Raw genomic sequence first — 17,278 nt, 5'->3', positions numbered from 1 at the left:
AGTAATTCGACATGACCACCACGAATTCCGCCACCGCGCCTGCCGTCGTCTCCGGCACGACACAGACCTCGTCATCATCATCCTCGTCGAGCTCGAGCCTGGGTTCGTCCACGGGCGCGACGCTCGCCGGCAACTTCCAGACGTTTCTGACGCTGCTGACCACGCAGCTGCAAAACCAGAACCCGCTCGATCCGCTCGACACCAACCAGTTCACCCAGCAGCTGGTGCAGTTCGCCGGCGTCGAGCAGCAGCTCAAGACCAACGACTCGCTCTCGCAGCTCGTCACGCTGCAGCAGACCACGCAGGCGACGCAGGCGCTGGGCTTCGTCGGCAAGACCGCCGTGGTCGACGGCACCACCGCGACCATGAAGAATTCGTCGGCGACCTGGCATCTCAACGTGCCGACCGACGCGACCGTCGACATTTCCGTCGCCAATGCCAGCGGCCAGACCGTGTTCACCGGCAAATATACCGCCGGTGCGGCCTCCGACGTTCCCTTCACCTGGAACGGCCAGGGCAATGACGGCACGCAATGGCCCGACGGCAAGTACACGATCACGGCGACGGGCAAGGACGTCGCGAACAACAATGTCGGCATCGCAGCGCAGGTGCAGGGCACGGTGTCGTCCGTCGACCTGACCCAGTCGCCGCCGCTGCTCACCATCGACGGCAGCAGCTACACGCTGAGCCAGGTGAAGAGCATCGTCGCAACCAGCAGCAATTAAGGCGCGCGAGGTGAGACGCTGACGCTACACATACCGTGTCATCCCGGCGAAAGCCGGGATCCATAACCACAGGGAGAAGTTTGGCGAAGACCCGTGGTTAGAAAGTTTTGGTACTGCTACCCGCGTCTCATCGATAGATCACGCGGTATGGGTCCTGGCTTTCGCCAGGACGACAGTTGGGGCCACAGCAAGCAGCGCCCAGGCCCCGTTCGTTAGTAAAGTATTTACGAAGACCCCGCTCGGCCGGCTGAAATTGTGTTTTCAGCCGGCTGCGCCGGCTTTGTTCCAGCCAGTTTCAAGGAGAATTGTATTGAAGCCTTAGGCTTAGCGGATTTTTAAGCCCGCATGCGTAGGGTTACGGCGTGAGTTCAGTGGTTGAGAGTTTGTGAGTACGCCATGACAGAACCCCATCGCCCGAGGGTAAAATACGTCATCGGGCCGGACGGCAGTCCGCTGACGATTGCAGATCTGCCCGCACCCGGCACCAAACGCTGGGTCATCCGCCGCAAGGCCGAGGTGGTCGCCGCAGTTCGTGGCGGACTTCTCTCGCTCGAGGAGGCCTGCAGCCGGTACACCCTGACGGTCGACGAATTCCTATCCTGGCAGTTTTCCATTGACCAGCACGGTCTGGCGGGCCTTCGCACTACCCGCATCCAGCAATATCGCCAGTAAGCAATCCGGAAATCTGCTGCTTTTGACGAAAATCGGCCCCGCGTAGCGAGGCCGATTTTTTTCATGTTTGCTTTTGACGCGACTTTTGTCCGAGCTCTTAACCTTCGTTAACCATATCGAAACCATCACCTAGGCAATAATTGCCCACTCGGCCGCTCTTGGGATGCGGGTCGAATCTCGGGGCGGTTGCTTGCAAGGTCTTGCGGACTTTTTAAAGGGTATCGGCGCCGCCCGCTTCGGCGCGATGATCGCGGTCACCGCCGCGCTCGTCGGCTTTTTTGCCTTCGTCATCATGCGCGTCACCACGCCGCAGATGACGACGCTGTTCACCGACCTGTCGGTCGAGGATTCCTCCGGCATTATCAAAGACCTGGAACGCCAGGGCATCCAGTTCGAGCTGCGCAATGAAGGCAGCATCATCATGGTGCCCAAGGACAAGGTCACCCGGCTGCGGATGAAGCTCGCCGAGGGCGGCCTGCCCAAGGGCGGCGGCATCGGCTACGAAGTCTTCGACAAGTCGGACGCGCTCGGCACCACCTCTTTCGTCCAGAATATCAATCATCTGCGCGCGCTGGAGGGTGAGCTCGCCCGCACCATCCGCGCCATCGACCGGATCCAGGCCGCCCGCGTCCATCTGGTGCTGCCGGAGCGTCCGCTGTTCGCGCGCGAGGCGCCGGAGCCGTCGGCCTCGATCGTGGTGCGGGTCCGCGGCTCGCTGGAAGCCCAGCAGATCCGCGCCATCCGGCATCTCGTCGCCTCCGCCGTCAACGGCTTGAAGCCGCAGCGGGTCTCGATCGTCGACGAGGCCGGCCAGCTGCTCGCCGATGGTGCCGCCACCGATCCAGAGCAGGCGGTCGGCGACGAGCGCCGCACCGCCTTCGAGAAGCGCATCCGCAAGCAGGTTGAGGACATCGTCTCCTCCGTGGTCGGTTCGGGCCGCGCCCGCGTCCAGCTCTCCGCCGATTTCGACTTCAACAAGGTCACCCAGACCTCGGACAAGTTCGATCCCGAAGGCCGCGTGCTGCGCTCGAGCCAGACCCGCGAAGAGCAGAGCATGACCGCCGACAATAACGGCCAGGTCACGGTCAACAACGAGCTGCCCGGCCAGCAGCAGAACAGCGGTCCGGCGGCGAAGGACCAGAGCAAGAAGACCGAAGAGACCAACAATTACGAGATCTCCCGCACCACCAAGACCGAAGTGACGGAGGCCGGCCGGGTCAACCGGATCTCGGTCGCGGTGCTGGTCGACGGCATCTACACCAAGAACGACAAGGGCGAGCTCGCCTACACCGACCGCACCAAGGAGCAGCTCGACCGCATCGCCACCCTGGTGCGCTCGGCGATCGGCTTCGACCAGAAGCGCGGCGACCAGGTCGAGGTCGTCAATCTGCGCTTTGCCGACGCGCCCTCCACCGCCCCGATCACCGAGCCCTCCGGCTTCCTCGGCATGCTGCAGTTCACCAAGGACGACGTCATGTACTTCGTCGAGCTCGGCGTGATGATGCTGCTCGGGCTGGTCGTGATGTTCATGGTCATCCGCCCGCTGGTGAAGCGCATCCTCGCCTCTGACGAGGTTGCGGCCGCTATCTCCGGCGTCCTCGCCGGCCCCGCGGCGAGCGACGAGGCCGCGCCGGCCGCCAGCGGCCAGGCGCTCCTGCCGAGCGGCGCCGCCAGCGCGATCGACGTCGCCACCATCCAGGGTCAGGTCCATGCCCAGTCCGTTCATCGCGTCGGCGAGCTCGCCGAACGCAACCCCAACGAAACCGTCGCCATCATCCGCCAATGGCTGACCGAACCCACGAAATGATCGAGTGAACTGACATGGCCGGCAATCTGCAGAACGCCAACTCGAACGACATCACCAGCGTAATCTCCACGCTCGGCCAGCGCGCCGGAAGCCGTGCGGGCGGCGCCAAGGTCGAGGCGGTCGCCGGACCGAAGCGCGCCGCGATCCTGATGCTGGCGCTCGGCGAGCAATATGGCGGCAAGATCTGGTCGCTGCTCGACGACGACGAGGTGCGTCAGCTCTCGCTGGAAATGTCGACGCTCGGCACCGTCGAGGTCGACACGGTGGAGGACATGCTGCTCGAATTCGTCTCGCGCATGTCGGCCTCCGGCGCGCTGATGGGCAATTTCGACGCCACCGAGCGGCTGCTCCAGCAATATCTGGCGCCCGAGCGCGTCAACGGCATCATGGACGAAATCCGCGGACCCGCCGGCCGCAACATGTGGGAGAAGCTGTCCAACGTGCAGGAAGAGGTTCTCGCCAACTACCTCAAGAACGAATACCCGCAGACAATCGCGGTGGTGCTGTCGAAGCTGAAGCCGGAACACGCCGCGCGCGTGCTCGGCATCTTCCCCGAGGATCTCGCCCTCGACGTCGTCAACCGCATGCTGAAGATGGAGGCGGTGCAGAAGGAGGTGATCGAGAGCGTGGAGAAGACGCTGCGCACCGAATTCATGTCCAACCTGTCGCAGACCCGCCGCCGCGACGCCCATGAGGTGATGGCGGAAATCTTCAACAATTTCGACCGCCAGACCGAAACCCGCTTCATCACCTCGCTCGAAGAAGAGAACCGCGAATCCGCCGAGCGCATCAAGGCGCTGATGTTCACCTTCGACGATCTCATCAAGCTGGATTCCGGCTCGGCCCAGACCCTGATGCGCAACGTCGACAAGGACAAGCTCGGCGTCGCGCTGAAGAGCGCCAACGAGGACGTCCGCAACTTCTTCTTCGGCAACATGTCCTCGCGCGCGGCCAAGATGCTCCAGGACGACATGGCGGCGATGGGCCCAGTGCGTCTGCGCGACGTCGACGAGGCCCAGGCGCTGCTGGTCAACCTCGCCAAGGATCTCGCCGCCAAGGGCGAGATCATGCTGACCAAGAACCGCGCTGACGACGAGCTGGTGTATTGATGGGCGCTCCCGCCAAATTCCTGTTCGACACCGATTTCGCTGCGCCGGACCGGACGCGCGAGAAGGCCGCGACCGCGGCCGAGATCGCGCAGAAGGTCGCGGAAGCCGAAGCGCGCGCCTATCAGGACGGCTTCGCCGCGGGCCAGCGCGAGGCCAAGGCCGAGAGCGACCGCCGCGTCGCGCTTGCCATGGAAGAAATCAACATCGCGATCCGGGGCATCGCCGCAGGAATCGGCAACATCGAGACCAAGATGGAAACCGAGGCGGTCGACGTCGCGGTTGCCGTGGCGCGCAAGCTGTGCGCCGATCTGGTCGCCGCCGAGCCGCTCGGCGAGATCATCGCGCTGGTCAAGGATTGCTTCTCGCATCTGGTCGCGACGCCGCATCTCGTGGTCCGCATCAACGATGCCCTCTACGACAGCGCGCGCGAGAAGATCGAGCGGCTCGCCAAGCAGAGCGGCTTCGAGGGACGGCTGGTGATCCTGGCCGAGCCTGATATTGCCACCGGCGACTGCCGGATCGAATGGGCCGATGGCGGCGTCGTGCTGGAGCGCAACGCCATCGCGGCCAAGATCGACGACATGGTCGGACGCTATATCGCGTCGCGCAAGGGGAACTAAGCCATGAGCGACACCGACGGACAGGTCCCGCTGCCTGATCTCAACGGCCCGCTGCCGCCGACCAGCGCTGATGTCGGCTACAACGAGGACGAATATGCGGCCCGCGTCGCCGCCGACCTCGAAGCCGTCTTTGACGTGCCGGTGCAGGTCTCGGCCGTGCTCGGCCGCTCGAAGATGGACGTCAGCGAGCTGCTGAAGCTCGGACCCGGTACCGTGCTGGAGCTCGACCGCCGCGTCGGCGAGGCCATCGACATCTACGTCAACAACAAGCTGGTCGCCCGCGGCGAAGTCGTCCTGGTCGAGGACAAGCTCGGCGTGACCATGACCGAAATCATCAAGACCGAACGCGCGTAAAGCGAACAAGGAATGACGCGCGGCAGCGCGACCAGACGGACAGGAGACTGACATGCGGCTTCTCATCGTTGGCACATTGAAGGGCCAGCTCACCACCGCCACCAAGATCGCGATGGAGAACGGCGCTACCGTGACCCACGCCGAGGATCACGAGCAGGCGATGCGCGTGCTGCGCGGCGGCAAGGGGGCGGACCTCCTGCTGGTCGACGTCGCCCTCGACATCCGCGACCTCGTGATGCGGCTCGAGGCCGAGCACATCCACGCCCCGATCGTCGCCTGCGGCATCACCAACGACGCCCGCGCCGCGGTCGCCGCGATCCATGCCGGCGCCAAGGAATACATCCCGCTGCCGCCGGACCCGGAGCTGATCGCCGCGGTGCTGGCGGCCGTCGCCAACGATTCCCGCGAGCTGGTCTATCGCGACGAAGCCATGGCGCGCGTCATCAAGCTCGCCCAGCAGATCGCGGGCTCCGACGCCTCGGTGATGATCACCGGCGAATCCGGAACGGGCAAGGAAGTGCTGGCGCGTTACGTCCACACCCGCTCGACGCGCGCGAAGCGCCCGTTCATTTCGATCAACTGCGCCGCAATTCCCGAGCATCTGCTGGAATCCGAGCTGTTCGGCCATGAGAAGGGCGCGTTCACCGGCGCGATCGCCCGCCGCATCGGCAAGTTCGAGGAGGCGACCGGCGGCACGCTGCTGCTGGACGAAATCTCGGAGATGGACGTCCGCCTGCAATCAAAATTGCTCCGCGCCATCCAGGAGCGCGTGATCGATCGTGTCGGCGGCACCAAGCCGGTCCCGGTCGACATCCGCATCATCGCGACCTCGAACCGAAATCTGGCGGATGCCGTGCGCGAAGGCACATTCCGCGAGGATCTGCTGTTCCGCCTCAACGTCGTGAATTTGAAGATCCCGCCGCTGCGCGAGCGGCCCGCCGACATTCTCGAGCTCGCCCAGCATTTCGTGAAGAAATACGCCGAGGCCAACGGCGTGCCGGTGCGGCCGATCTCGACTGAAGCCCGCCGCGTGCTCTCCAGCAACCGCTGGCAAGGCAACGTCCGCGAGCTCGAAAACACCATGCACCGCTCCGTGCTGATGGCACAGGGCGACGAGATCGGGCCCGATGCGATCCTGACTCCGGACGGCGATCGCCTCGACCTCGCCAAGACGGCGCCGGCCGTGGCGCATGCCACCATGGCCGCCGAGCAGGTGACGCGGGCGCTGGTGGGGCGCACGGTCGCCGACGTCGAACGCGACCTGATCCTGGAGACGCTGAAGCACTGTCTCGGCAACCGGACCCATGCCGCCAACATCCTGGGCATCTCGATCCGCACGCTGCGCAACAAGCTCAACGAATATTCCGACGGCGGCATCCCGATCACGCCGGCGGGCACACCGGGTGAGTATCCGCGGATGCCGATGATTGGGGCGTAAGGCTTTACGCGAGGGAATGCGAATGCCCGGGCCAAGTCCCGGGCATTTTGTTTTGGCGGTGGGCTCGCAGCGCCGCCTCACTCTCCGCCGTCGTCCCGGCGAAGGCCGGGACCCATAACCACAGGGAGCAATTTGGCGAAGGCTCGTCGTTCGGTACTCCTAGCAACACAACTCGATAGATTCCGCGGTATGGGTCCCGGCCTTCGCCGGGACGACATTGGTGGACATGGCCGCACCGCATTCTCCGACTAGGTCGCGCCTGCACAACACCCTATAACCCGCATGAGACCCACGCGAGGAACCACATGTCTGAAGCTCAAATCACGGATTGGCTGGCGTCGCAGCGGCAGGCGATGATCGATCTCTTGCGCGACGTCGTGAACATCGATTCCGGATCTTACGACAAGGAAGGCGTCGATGCAGTCGGTGCGCGGTTCGAGCGGCATTTTGCCGAGCACGGCATTCCCTCGCGCAGGGAGAGCCACGGCACGTTTGGCGACGCGCTCCACGCCGAAGTGGCAAAACCCGGCAGCAACGAAAGGCCGGTGCTGTTGATGGGACATCGCGACACCGTATTCGGCAAGGGCGAGGCCGGACGTCGTCCGTTCACGGTCAAGGACAAGCGCGCCTATGGCCCCGGCGTCGCCGACATGAAGGCCGGCCTCGTCATGAACGTGTTCGTGGCCACCGCCTTTCACAAATTCGGCGGCTCACCGCATCCGATCAAGGTGCTGATCACCTCGGACGAGGAGATCGGTTCGCCCTCGTCGCGGCCTGTGATCGAGCGTGAAGGGCGCGCCGCGCGGGCGGTGTTCAATTCCGAGCCGGGCCGCCCGACCGGCAACGTCGTCACCAGTCGCAAGGGGGGCATCTTCATGCATATGGCCGTCACCGGCAAGGCAGCGCATTCCGGTGCCAATTTCGCCGCGGGCATCAGCGCGATCGGCGAGCTCGCACACAAGATCATCCAGATCCACGCGCTGACCGACCTCACCAAGGGCATCACGCTCAATGTCGGCCTCATCTCGGGCGGCCAGTCGGTCAACACGACCGCGCCCTACGCTGAGGGCCAGATCGACATGCGCTACCTCGATCCGGCGGATCGCGGCAAGGTGATGGCCGAGATCGAACGGATCATCGTAACGCCTTACGTGCCAGGCACCAGCGCGACGCTGACGATCAAGGGCGAGTTCGTGCCGGTCGTGCAGAGCGAGAGCTCGAAGGCGCTGTTCGAAAATTATCAGGCCGCCGCCAGGCAGGCCGGCCTCACCACGCTGCAGGGCGAGTTCTCCGGCGGCTGCGCCGATTCCGGCTTCACCGCCGCGGTCGGGACGCCGACCATCTGCGGCGTCGGGCCCGTTGGCGGGCTCGCCCATTCGCCAGAGGAATATCTCGAACTCGAGAGCATCGTGCCGCGCGCGCAGGCACTGGCGCTCGCGATTTTGCGGGGATGAATGGTGGTGCCGTAGGGTGGGCAAAGCGAAAGCGTGCCCACCGCTTCGGTCTCTGCGGAGAGATGGTGGGCACGGCCAAGTGCGCCTTTGCTCACCCTACGAGACCCGAGCAAGCTCTACGAATAACTCGGCGCGTCGGGCTTGCGGAAAATGTGGATGGGGTCACCCGGGATTATACCAGGCTGGCCGCTGAACATCGCGTAGGCGTATAGGGCAAGATACGCGATCGCCAGCACGCCGACAGCGTAAAAGGCCCAGGTCGCGACGCGCTTCATCGTTCCGCTCCACTACCGTCCCGGCGGGACGGCTCATGGCGCTTCTAGAGCGATGAGGGAAAAAAGGCCAGCCTGCGCGCCGCCTAAACGCTGCGATCAAGCGCCGCGCAAGCTGCGGACGGGAACGCTGACTTCCGCGAGCCTTGCAGCGTCCTCGTCCTGATCGACAGCCACATACTGGCCGTGCCAATAGGCGAGCGCCGCGGTCCGGGCCGAATTCTTGATGTCCCTGACGCGGCCGATGACGATGCCGTGCGAATGGCGCTCGACGATCTCCTCGACCTCGCAATCGACGACCGACAATGCGCCCACCAGCAACGGCACGCCGGAGGCGGCCGTGACCCACTGCGCGCCGGCGAAACGATCGGCGCCCTTCAGCCCACCCTTGCCGGCAAAACGCTCGGCAACGTCGAGCTGATCGGCTGCGAGGATGTTCACGCCGAAGGCGCCGTGGCGGCGGATCAGCGGGAACGACGAGGCATCGCGGTTGATGCTGACCAGCAGCGTCGGCGGATCGACCGACAGCGAGGTCACAGACGTAACCGTCATGCCCGTGATGTCCTTGCCCCGTCCGGCGGTGATGACACTGACGCCGCCAGTGAGGTGGCGCATGGCGCCGCGGAAATCGGCGGACGAGACGGGAATTTTGGTCATGAGCTCGCGAGGGACAACATTCATGGCATGCTCCCCAAAGCGGGGTTCCCTTCTATTTAGGTTCGATCATCCGCCGACAAAAGATGGCTCAGGATCGAGCCTTCGAGGCCGGCAAGCTCGACCGAGCCACGCGCGCGCGGCCGGGCCGCGTTAGAAAACGCGAAAACAACCCCATGCACAGTAGCCGGGGGCTTGCGAAAACACGACTTACGAATTATCCGAAATAAATTTGACACGTCGGGCAAAACAAGGGCACGATGGCAGGATTCGAAATGGACCGCGCGCCGGGCTATTGCAGCCATCTCACCGGCAGATTCTGCAAGCCTCGGAACGCCCAGCCGCCGATCCGCACCGGCTCGTCATCGGCGATCTCGATGTGCTTGGCACGAGCGAACACGGTCGGCAGCGCGACGTCGGCGATCATGGCGCGCGAGGCCCAGGCGCCGGCACAGAAATGCGGACCCGCGCCGAAGGCGACGCTCTTCGAGGTGTCACGCCGCACGTCGAACTGGTCGGCGCGCTCAAAATGCTTCTCGTCGCGGTTGGCGGAACCGAACATCAGGAACACGCGCTCATCGGTCTCGAACGCGACGTCGCGGATGCTCCACGGCCTTGCGATCCGCCGCGGCGACATGCCGATCGGCGAGATCCAGCGGGCATATTCCTCGAACGCCTGCAGCCACGACACCTCGCCCTTGCGCACGAGATCGAGCTGCTCGGGGTGAGTCAGCAGCGCCCACACCGTGCCGGCAATCGCCTTGCGCGGCTCGTTCTGGCCGCCTGAGATCGCGAGTTTGACATTTGCGCGCACGCTGTCCATGGCCATGCCGGAGGCGAGCAGCACGCCAAGAATGCTCTGGTCAGGATTCTTCCTCATGACCGGCAGAACGTCGTCGATCGCGGCATCGATGGCTGACGTCGCGGCGTGACAGCGTGCCTCGACCACGGGATCGCCGCCGTAATTGGCGATGCCCTCGATCATGCCTTGCGACCATGCGTCCATGTCCTCAAAACCGATATTGGTGAGGCCGGTGATCGACTTCAGGCACTCGCCGGAGAACGGCAGCGCGAAGTCGCGCATGAAATCGATCCGGCTGCCGGGTTCGATCGCATCGACGATGCGATCCGCATGGGCCTGGAACAGTGCCGTCCAATGCGCTTTCACCGTCTTCGGCGATACCGTCCGAAACATCGCGCGCCGCTCGACCTGATGCGCCTCGCCGTCCTTGCGCATCATGTTGTGGCCCATCAGCCGGTTCATCAGGCCGGCGGGCTGGTGCGAGGAGAACACGTCGATCTGTTTCTCGGAGATCGAGATGTCGTCGCGGCTCGTCAAAAGCGTCGAGCCGAGCTGCGGCACAAACGCGATCGGCGTCTCCTTGCGCAGTTTTGCGAGCATTGGATAGGGGTCGGCGCAGAAAGAAGCCGGATCAATGTCGATGCGCGGCGCGGTGCTCAAGACGGCCCCCTGGATTCTCGTTTGCTTCAGGCCAGACTAGCGAACTCCGCTGCCGGCGTCTGTCCCTAGCGATAGGGACGGACGGAATTGGGACGCAGACCGAGGACGGAGTTACTGGGCCTCGGCGATCTTCGGTCCAGATGACTGCATCTGCGCGCTAGTTGCCGAGAGCCGGTTCGACGGCGACGCCGGGTCCGGCGATCGCGAAGCGGCGTCGGGCGGCGCTCCCTGGGATGGTCGACGGGCAGTGGTTGCCGGAAGCACGATCACTTTCGCGCCGACTTTCACCCGCTCATAAAGGTCCACGACGTCCTCATTGGTCAGCCGGATACAGCCGGACGAAACCCGCTTCCCGATCGTATCGGGCTTGTTGGTGCCGTGAATTCTATATTCGGTCTCGCCCAGATACATCGCCCGAGCGCCGAGCGGGTTGCCGGGACCGCCTGCCATAAACCGCGGCAGATAAGGCTGACGCACAACCATCTCTGCAGGCGGACGCCAATCCGGCCATTCTGTTTTGCGGGCCACAGTCTGCTCACCGGACCATGCGAAACCTTCGCGGCCAACACCGATGCCGTAGCGCATCGCTTGCGCGTCGTTCAGAACGAAATAGAGGAGTGTGTTTTTGGTATCGATGATCACGGTGCCCGGCGCCTGGTGGCTGGCATAGTCAACCACCTGCCGAACAAATGCTCCGGGACCGTCAGCGGCTTTTGGTGGTTCGACCAGAGGCGCCGGAGGCGGAATCGGAGCCGGAGCTGGCGCTGATGCATGAACTGGAGTCGACACGTAAACCGGAGTTGACGATGCCACGGCTTGGGGTGCTGACGGCTTCCGTGTCGGTTGCACGCTCGCCGGGTGAGACAGCAAACCGTACCCCACTACGGCCACGGCCACGGTGCCAATTGCAACTCTCGCGGCCATTGGCAGTGCGAGCGTCTCCGCCTTTCCACGTTTGGCCCGCTTACCCATACTCTTTCCCCCAGGTCACTATGCCTGGAAGAGGTACCCAGCAAAATTTAAGAAACTTCGAAGCGATGTCGCTCAGACCGGAACCGTTAGCGATGGTTAACGCCGTACTTTTGTTCGGCGACCTGAAAAATAGAGCCGCTAAGGGCAGATATTGTTGCAAAAGTCTTTTTGGGGTGGCGAAGGAAAAATCCCAGAGCCACTGATGCCTTTTGGGCGCGACGATATGAGGGACCGTATCGTTTCACCTAAAATCGCTCACGGATCTTCGTGGTAGCCTTGAAAAGCGATGCAGCAGCGGACAGGTCCAACAATCGACTTTCGCGAGATTTTTAGGATCGTTCAATTTTCGACTTTTGCAACAATATCGGCAAGTTGCAGACATGGCGAAGGCGCTTGTTCGAGGTCAATCGGATACTTGCACTTCCGAGCCGTCCGACTGCGCGCGGCCTCCGTCGGCGCGTCGAGCGGCCCGGTAACGGCCTGGAGACTGTTCGTTATACCGATGAAACAGCTTCGAAAACGCCGCCGCTGTCTCGTAGCCGACCCGGTTCGCAATCCGTGCGATGGACTCATCGCTGGTTTCGAGCAGGAACGCTGCCTCCGCCATCCGGCGTTCGATCACATAACGTTGCATGGATTGGCCGACGAGCTTCGTAAAACGCGCCGCAAATGCCGAGCGGCCGAGCCCGACGCGACGGCCAAGGTCGCTCAGGGTCCAGGGCTGCTCCGGGTTTTCGTGAATTAGCTTGAGCGCCGGTCCGATATGCGGATCAGATATAGCCCCGAGCCAGCCGCCTTGTCCGGGACTGAGGGACGCGATCCAGCTTCGGAGCGCCTCGACAAAGAGCACTTCCGTCAGTCGTGAAAGCGCGACGCGTTGGCCGGGACGCTCGAGCGCGGACTCGCTGACCATGCGGCGCAGGATGGCTTCGAGCCAGCCACCGTCCGCCGTCGGCTTCAGCAGGAGCACGGGCGGAAGCAGCTCCAGCACGCTGCCGAACATCGGCCGTGATACCGTGAAATTGCCGCAGATCATGGTCGAGAGCGGCTTTGCGCGGCTGCCGTGACGAATGACGCCAAACCGCGACGACGCTCGATCGATATCTATAATCCGCAAAGGCTCGGCCCGGCGATCCGAATAGAACACATGGGGCTCGCCGCGTGTGATGACGACGAAATCGCCCTCGGTCATCTGGATTTCCTCTCCCTGTTCGAGCGCAAGCGTCGCCGAGCCCCGGCTGAGATAGTGAAACAACGCGTAAGGGCGCGCCGGCAGCTCCAGATTCCAGGGATGGCCGAACTCGAAGTGCCACAGCAGCGTCCCGCCGAGACGAACACGATCGAGCACCTGGGCGAGGATATCCATGCCGCCCAGATTAGACCGGTGGACGATCAGACACAACATGCGGACGATTGATCCCTACCGTCCGGAATGCCTGCGGACTACTTCATGCCGCGGCGGGCCGACGTCACGTGCGGCAACCATTTCGCCAACGGCAGATGGAAGAACCGCGACCTTGCTGGAAACGCCTGCCCATTCCCCCACGGACCTCATTCCGTCCGATACGCAACAGGACCATTCAATGCGAAATATCCTCTTCTCAGCCGCCGCCGCACTCCTGGCCGGATCGACATTGGTCGGTTCAGCCAATTCTGCCGAACTGCCCAAGGGAGCAGCCCACAACATCGTGCTCGTGCACGGCGCTTTCGTGGACCAGACGAGCTGGCAGCCCGTCGCCGATATCCTCGCGAAAAAAGGCTACAACGTCACGCTTGTCGAAAATCCGCTCACCTCGCTCACCGCCGACGTCGATGCCACCAAACAGGCGCTCGCGAAGCAGGCCGGCAAGACCGTTCTGGTCGGCCACTCCTGGGGCGGCGTAGTGATCACGCAAGCCGGCGACGATCCCAAGGTTTCGGCGCTGGTCTACGTCTCCGCCTTCGCGCCCGATGTCGGCGAATCCCTGGCATCGCTGTCAAAAGCCGGCCCGCCGACTGAAGGCGGCAACGCGATCCATCCCGACGCGAAGGGCAATTTGTACATTGACCCGAAGGTGTTTCCATCGGCGGTCACGGCTGACCTTCCGCCCGAGATCGCCGAGCACCTGGCCAACTCGCAGATGCCATTGAGACTCGCTGCGTTCGAGGCTCCCGTGACCATTGCAGCCTGGCGTGACAAGCCGACGTTCGATGTCATCACCACGAAGGACAAGGTCATCGCGCCCGAGGCCCAGAAGTCGTTCGCAGCCAGGATGAAGGCTCAGACGACGGAAGTCGCCGGCAGCCATGCCTCGCTCGTCGTCCATGCGAAGGAAGTCGCCGAGGTCATCGAAAAGGCAACGCTCGCGAAGTGACGATACCGCTCCCGGCGCTTCCGCGCCGGGAGCGTGCACGCTCGCTCAGAGGAATCTGGAACGCCTCGGACCGCGATGGCGCAAACGCGGCGAAGCGCCGGCGACATCCTGGAGAAGGCCTCGGTCGCTGCGCTACGCCGATCCCTCACTCGATCATTTTATGCCAAGCATCCGGAGGATGACATGACTCAACTCGACATCACAGGCCAGGACGCCGCCACACTCGAAACGGCGCCGACCCGTTACATCGAAGGCAACGGAATTCGCTTCGCTTATCGCCGTCTCGGCCCCGCGACCGGAACTCCGCTGATTCTTCTGCAGCACTTCTCGGGCAACATCGATGCGTGGGATCCCGCCGTCGTCAACGCTCTGGCCGCTGATCGCCCCGTGATCGCGTTTGACAACGCAGGGGTCGGCCGCTCGACCGGTCAAACGCCCGACAACGTCGCGGCGATGGCGCGAGACGCCGTCGATTTCATCGACTTGCTCGGTCTCTTCGAAGTGGACCTGCTCGGCTTTTCTCTCGGCGGCTGCGTCGCTCAGCAGATCGCCGCCGAGCACGGACAACTGGTCCGCAAGCTCATACTCGTCGGTACTGCGCCGAAAGGCGGAGAGGAACACCTGTTAGCGGTTCTGCAGGACGCGTTTTCCCAAACGGATGCGCCGGACCCCCGTCTGCCGCTGTTCTTCACGAACTCACCCGCCAGCCAGTCCTCCGGCTTGGCTTTTCTGAAGAGGACGAAGGCGCGTCAGGACGATCGGGACACCGATAACGGCAGCGCGGTCACCGATCCGCAGGCCAAGGCTCTGATCACCTGGTGCGCCACACCTGATCCCGGGCACGCCGTTCTGCGCGCCATCCGCCAGCCCACTCTTGTGGTCAGCGGCAGCCGCGACACCATGCTGCCCGCGAGCAACGCCTATGCAATGTTCAAGCAACTCAGCAACGCTCAGCTAATCCTCTATCCCGATTCAGGGCACGGCTCCCTGTTTCAGCACCACGAGATGTTCGTCAGCCACGTCCGGACCTTCCTAGAAGCGCAGCCCGCGACTGCATGATCCAGGCGCGTTCCGACGCCATCAGACGCACCCTTATCAATGAGAGTTGTTACAGAGGATAAAATGACAATCGCCAAAGTCGAGGTGGAACGTTTCAGTCTCACGAGCTCAAAACCATTCGACGTTGTTGTGGCCGCCTTCAAGTCCGCGGTCGGACAGCCTGACATAGTCGAATTTTTCAAAGAGACGAGAGCGACCAATTCCTTCCCGGATTTGGAGCGCGTTGTACAACGCAGCCTCGGCCGAACGGACCTTATGCTCTTCGCGCAATTCGACCTGGGCGATATTCTGCGTCGCGAAACCGGATCCAAGACACCTAACATCATGCGGTTTGTGGTCGGCAATCCACTCATCATGAAAGAAATGGTCAAGCACGTGCCCGAGGCTGGATCCTACGCTCCAGTCACAGTGCTTATTGATGAGCGTACCGACGGGGTACACGTCTCTTATGACAAAATGGAGAGTTATCTGCTGCATTATGGCAGTTCGGAAGCCCTTACCGTCGCTCGAGCTCTCGATGCGAAAATCACAACCTTGCTGCGCGAATGCGCAAGCTAAATCGTCCTGAAGACGTCTTCGGTCGATCGAAGCGGGTAAGTCATATCAATCGCGGAACGCGAAGGGCGTTATCATGACGCGAGCCAGACGTTGGAAGGGAAATTCCCGGATGTACAAGACACTTCTTGTCGCCCTCGCCGCCTCAGCTTTTTCGATCGGAGCCGTCGCAGCAGCTCCCGCCGTCAGGAAAGAGCCGCTGGATGCTGCGACCCTCAGTGCGATAAAATCGAGGTTCGGCAGGCTGATGGAACTGGCCAACAACCACGATTTCAAGGCTCTGCATGGGATGTTCTGGCAATCGCCCTCGACTTTATTGGTGGCTAAGAGCGCGATCCAGTCCGAGGGAAACTGGGCCGGCTTTTGGGGCAACGAGGCGGTTGATCAAAAGCTGCATGATATCGGTAGCTCCGGTCCGGTCGTGCTCGAGCCAGATTATTCGAAGCTCAAGGTTGTCGGCCTGACGCGCGACGTCGCCGAATCCTATGTGCCGTTGAACATCACGGTCTCCTATGCGGGGCAAGATGGAACAGCCAGGCCGTTTCTAATGATCATCAATTGGCTTCGCGTCGGGAAGGATTGGAAGGTCGCCTCCGAAATCATTCTGCCGGTGCCGCCTGTACCCGCCACAAAGGGCTAAGTGCGAAAGCCTCATCTGTTCGGCACCGAATTCGCATTCATCCGTGCTGGCCGCAATGTCCCAGGACTGTGTTCACGCAGCTGAATGTCAGCTTCGGGTCAGGAGCGCGCGTCAACGCAGCCATCGTACAATGTCCGGTCTCCCGCAGACAGTCGACATGGCGGCGGCCCGTTCGTTGTTCAGCTGAGAGCCAAAAGGCAACATCGCACCTAAGCACGTGGTGCAAAAGAAAAGCCGCCTCGCAGCGGCCTCTCACATCCAAATTTGTGAACCTGGTCAGGCTGCGAGCATCGCAGTGTTGCGACGCCGATAGGCCATATAGCCCAGCCCGCAGAAGCCGAGGATCATCATGGCCCAGGTGGAGGGTTCGGGGACGCCGTTGGTAAGGGTGACAGTGTTCGCAACCAGCGAGAGACGGTCACCGCCGAAATAGAAAGCGCCTAAGTTGCTGCTGTCAACGCCTACGGGTAGGTATGTGTAAGTGAACGGCGTGGTCAGAGAGGTAAGGATGGGCGCATTTGGGTCTTGGGTGTACATGTAATTGAAAAGCTCGCTGCTCGATGTCGGGGCGACAACGGCTTCGGCGCTAAAATAGCCGGTCCCCGGTACATTTGAGACGTAAAGCCCAGAAGACCACGATGATTGATTGACGTTAGGAACGTTGAACGTATTGCCGTTGATAAGAAGAGACGCGCTGATCGCCGGGCTCGATGCATGAGGACTATAGCCCGACCCTCCGTAAGTATTGGAATAGGAGCTATTCGTTACCTGATGGGCGCCGCTTAGATTCGTGTCGAACACGTAAGTGGCCGTGAAGGTCGTGTTCAAGTTCGCGCCCTTGGTCCCGAAGTATCCGGCGTAATCAGTCCCTGATACCGTGCCGGTGTAGGTCTCCGTCACGATGTCGGCAAAAGCGCTTGTCGAAAGCAAAGCGAGTACAGCCGAACTCAGCGCAATCGATTTAATATCCATTTCAGTCTCTACGTTTAATATAATTGAGCTAATATAGTTGAGCGTCTCAAAGAAGCGATTGCTCGTCAACCATTTACTCAATCGTTCTGACCAATATTCGGGGCTCCATCCCTACATTTCGACGTCGTGGCCCACGGAGCGGAGCTCGTTCCTTTGGGT

The 17,278-nt window shown here is 62.4% G+C and carries 18 protein-coding genes and 1 pseudogene; 12 read left to right on the top strand and 7 right to left on the bottom strand.

From position 1 onward, the window contains the following. Nucleotides 1-11 precede the first annotated feature (11 nt). The 8 genes from YUA_RS0121370 to YUA_RS0121335 all read left to right on the top strand — a co-directional run bounded on the left by YUA_RS0121370 (nt 12) and on the right by YUA_RS0121335 (nt 8,179). Nucleotides 12-725: a flagellar hook assembly protein FlgD gene (locus YUA_RS0121370; protein WP_027532552.1), complete on the top strand. Its 714-nt coding sequence runs from the start codon at nt 12-14 to the stop codon at nt 723-725. Nucleotides 726-1,121: 396 nt separating this feature from the next. After that, nucleotides 1,122-1,397, top strand: coding sequence for a DUF1153 domain-containing protein (locus tag YUA_RS0121365; protein ID WP_002714638.1), 276 nt, complete (start codon nt 1,122-1,124; stop codon nt 1,395-1,397). 190 nt (nt 1,398-1,587) lie between these two features. Then, complete coding sequence (fliF, locus tag YUA_RS0121360; RefSeq protein WP_027532551.1) at nt 1,588-3,204, top strand: flagellar basal-body MS-ring/collar protein FliF; 1,617 nt, start codon at nt 1,588-1,590, stop codon at nt 3,202-3,204. A 14-nt stretch (nt 3,205-3,218) separates the two neighbouring features. Next, complete coding sequence (gene fliG / locus YUA_RS0121355) at nt 3,219-4,313, top strand: flagellar motor switch protein FliG (protein WP_027532550.1); 1,095 nt, start codon at nt 3,219-3,221, stop codon at nt 4,311-4,313. Continuing rightward, nucleotides 4,313-4,933 (top strand): FliH/SctL family protein, encoded by a 621-nt coding sequence (locus YUA_RS0121350; protein ID WP_027532549.1) that lies wholly within the window; start codon nt 4,313-4,315, stop codon nt 4,931-4,933. The genes fliG and YUA_RS0121350 overlap by 1 nt, the downstream gene beginning before the upstream one ends. Before the next feature lie 3 nt (nt 4,934-4,936). Beyond that, entirely contained in the window at nt 4,937-5,287 is a 351-nt protein-coding gene (gene fliN, locus YUA_RS0121345) for a flagellar motor switch protein FliN (protein WP_027532548.1), read from the top strand. Nucleotides 5,288-5,339: 52 nt separating this feature from the next. Beyond that, nucleotides 5,340-6,725 (top strand): sigma-54-dependent Fis family transcriptional regulator, encoded by a 1,386-nt coding sequence (locus YUA_RS0121340; RefSeq protein WP_027532547.1) that lies wholly within the window; start codon nt 5,340-5,342, stop codon nt 6,723-6,725. A gap of 305 nt (nt 6,726-7,030) precedes the next feature. Then, nucleotides 7,031-8,179 (top strand): M20 family metallopeptidase, encoded by a 1,149-nt coding sequence (locus YUA_RS0121335; RefSeq protein WP_027532546.1) that lies wholly within the window; start codon nt 7,031-7,033, stop codon nt 8,177-8,179. 116 nt (nt 8,180-8,295) lie between these two features. Here the strand turns inward: YUA_RS0121335 and YUA_RS51100 are convergent, their stop codons facing one another. From YUA_RS51100 to YUA_RS0121310, 6 genes and pseudogenes are all read right to left on the bottom strand, one after another. Then, complete coding sequence (locus tag YUA_RS51100; protein WP_027532545.1) at nt 8,296-8,454, bottom strand: hypothetical protein; 159 nt, start codon at nt 8,452-8,454, stop codon at nt 8,296-8,298. Between the two features lie 96 nt (nt 8,455-8,550). After that, nucleotides 8,551-9,132, bottom strand: coding sequence for a flavin reductase family protein (locus tag YUA_RS0121325; protein ID WP_027532544.1), 582 nt, complete (start codon nt 9,130-9,132; stop codon nt 8,551-8,553). Between the two features lie 32 nt (nt 9,133-9,164). After that, nucleotides 9,165-9,260 (bottom strand): annotated as a pseudogene (locus YUA_RS52640) (ABC transporter ATP-binding protein); the annotation flags it as partial. Between the two features lie 137 nt (nt 9,261-9,397). After that, complete coding sequence (locus YUA_RS0121320; protein WP_027532543.1) at nt 9,398-10,567, bottom strand: cytochrome P450; 1,170 nt, start codon at nt 10,565-10,567, stop codon at nt 9,398-9,400. A 111-nt stretch (nt 10,568-10,678) separates the two neighbouring features. Beyond that, nucleotides 10,679-11,539, bottom strand: a complete 861-nt coding sequence (locus tag YUA_RS0121315; RefSeq protein WP_027532542.1) for a L,D-transpeptidase — start codon at nt 11,537-11,539, stop codon at nt 10,679-10,681. Nucleotides 11,540-11,942: 403 nt separating this feature from the next. Then, nucleotides 11,943-12,905 (bottom strand): AraC family transcriptional regulator, encoded by a 963-nt coding sequence (locus YUA_RS0121310; RefSeq protein WP_027532541.1) that lies wholly within the window; start codon nt 12,903-12,905, stop codon nt 11,943-11,945. Nucleotides 12,906-13,122: 217 nt separating this feature from the next. Between YUA_RS0121310 and YUA_RS0121305 the strand changes: the two genes are divergently transcribed. From YUA_RS0121305 to YUA_RS0121290, 4 genes are all read left to right on the top strand, one after another. Beyond that, nucleotides 13,123-13,893, top strand: coding sequence for an alpha/beta hydrolase (locus YUA_RS0121305; RefSeq protein WP_027532540.1), 771 nt, complete (start codon nt 13,123-13,125; stop codon nt 13,891-13,893). Nucleotides 13,894-14,076: 183 nt separating this feature from the next. Further along, nucleotides 14,077-14,952 (top strand): alpha/beta fold hydrolase, encoded by an 876-nt coding sequence (locus YUA_RS0121300; RefSeq protein WP_027532539.1) that lies wholly within the window; start codon nt 14,077-14,079, stop codon nt 14,950-14,952. A 63-nt stretch (nt 14,953-15,015) separates the two neighbouring features. Next, nucleotides 15,016-15,510: a DUF302 domain-containing protein gene (locus YUA_RS0121295; RefSeq protein WP_027532538.1), complete on the top strand. Its 495-nt coding sequence runs from the start codon at nt 15,016-15,018 to the stop codon at nt 15,508-15,510. 109 nt (nt 15,511-15,619) lie between these two features. Then, complete coding sequence (locus YUA_RS0121290; RefSeq protein ID WP_027532537.1) at nt 15,620-16,147, top strand: hypothetical protein; 528 nt, start codon at nt 15,620-15,622, stop codon at nt 16,145-16,147. Nucleotides 16,148-16,423: 276 nt separating this feature from the next. Here the strand turns inward: YUA_RS0121290 and YUA_RS0121285 are convergent, their stop codons facing one another. Beyond that, nucleotides 16,424-17,119, bottom strand: a complete 696-nt coding sequence (locus YUA_RS0121285; RefSeq protein WP_156947182.1) for a PEPxxWA-CTERM sorting domain-containing protein — start codon at nt 17,117-17,119, stop codon at nt 16,424-16,426. Between the last annotated feature and the right edge of the window lie 159 nt (nt 17,120-17,278).

Origin of the sequence: Bradyrhizobium sp. WSM3983, assembly GCF_000473045.1 — a bacterium.
Taxonomy (GTDB): Bacteria; Pseudomonadota; Alphaproteobacteria; order Rhizobiales; family Xanthobacteraceae; genus Bradyrhizobium.
This window is presented reverse-complemented; position numbering and strand designations above follow the sequence as displayed.

Bases quoted from the DNA above. Each gene is read 5' to 3' on its own strand.
- YUA_RS0121370 (WP_027532552.1), top strand. From the start codon at position 12: ATGACCACCACGAATTCCGCCACCGCGCCTGCCGTCGTCTCCGGCACG.
- YUA_RS0121365 (WP_002714638.1), top strand. From the start codon at position 1,122: ATGACAGAACCCCATCGCCCGAGGGTAAAATACGTCATCGGGCCGGAC.
- fliG (WP_027532550.1), top strand. From the start codon at position 3,219: ATGGCCGGCAATCTGCAGAACGCCAACTCGAACGACATCACCAGCGTA.
- YUA_RS0121350 (WP_027532549.1), top strand. From the start codon at position 4,313: ATGGGCGCTCCCGCCAAATTCCTGTTCGACACCGATTTCGCTGCGCCG.
- fliN (WP_027532548.1), top strand. From the start codon at position 4,937: ATGAGCGACACCGACGGACAGGTCCCGCTGCCTGATCTCAACGGCCCG.
- YUA_RS0121340 (WP_027532547.1), top strand. From the start codon at position 5,340: ATGCGGCTTCTCATCGTTGGCACATTGAAGGGCCAGCTCACCACCGCC.
- YUA_RS0121335 (WP_027532546.1), top strand. From the start codon at position 7,031: ATGTCTGAAGCTCAAATCACGGATTGGCTGGCGTCGCAGCGGCAGGCG.
- YUA_RS51100 (WP_027532545.1), bottom strand. From the start codon at position 8,454: ATGAAGCGCGTCGCGACCTGGGCCTTTTACGCTGTCGGCGTGCTGGCG.
- YUA_RS0121325 (WP_027532544.1), bottom strand. From the start codon at position 9,132: ATGAATGTTGTCCCTCGCGAGCTCATGACCAAAATTCCCGTCTCGTCC.
- YUA_RS0121315 (WP_027532542.1), bottom strand. From the start codon at position 11,539: ATGGGTAAGCGGGCCAAACGTGGAAAGGCGGAGACGCTCGCACTGCCA.
- YUA_RS0121310 (WP_027532541.1), bottom strand. From the start codon at position 12,905: ATGGATATCCTCGCCCAGGTGCTCGATCGTGTTCGTCTCGGCGGGACG.
- YUA_RS0121305 (WP_027532540.1), top strand. From the start codon at position 13,123: ATGCGAAATATCCTCTTCTCAGCCGCCGCCGCACTCCTGGCCGGATCG.
- YUA_RS0121300 (WP_027532539.1), top strand. From the start codon at position 14,077: ATGACTCAACTCGACATCACAGGCCAGGACGCCGCCACACTCGAAACG.
- YUA_RS0121295 (WP_027532538.1), top strand. From the start codon at position 15,016: ATGACAATCGCCAAAGTCGAGGTGGAACGTTTCAGTCTCACGAGCTCA.
- YUA_RS0121290 (WP_027532537.1), top strand. From the start codon at position 15,620: ATGTACAAGACACTTCTTGTCGCCCTCGCCGCCTCAGCTTTTTCGATC.
- YUA_RS0121285 (WP_156947182.1), bottom strand. From the start codon at position 17,119: ATGGATATTAAATCGATTGCGCTGAGTTCGGCTGTACTCGCTTTGCTT.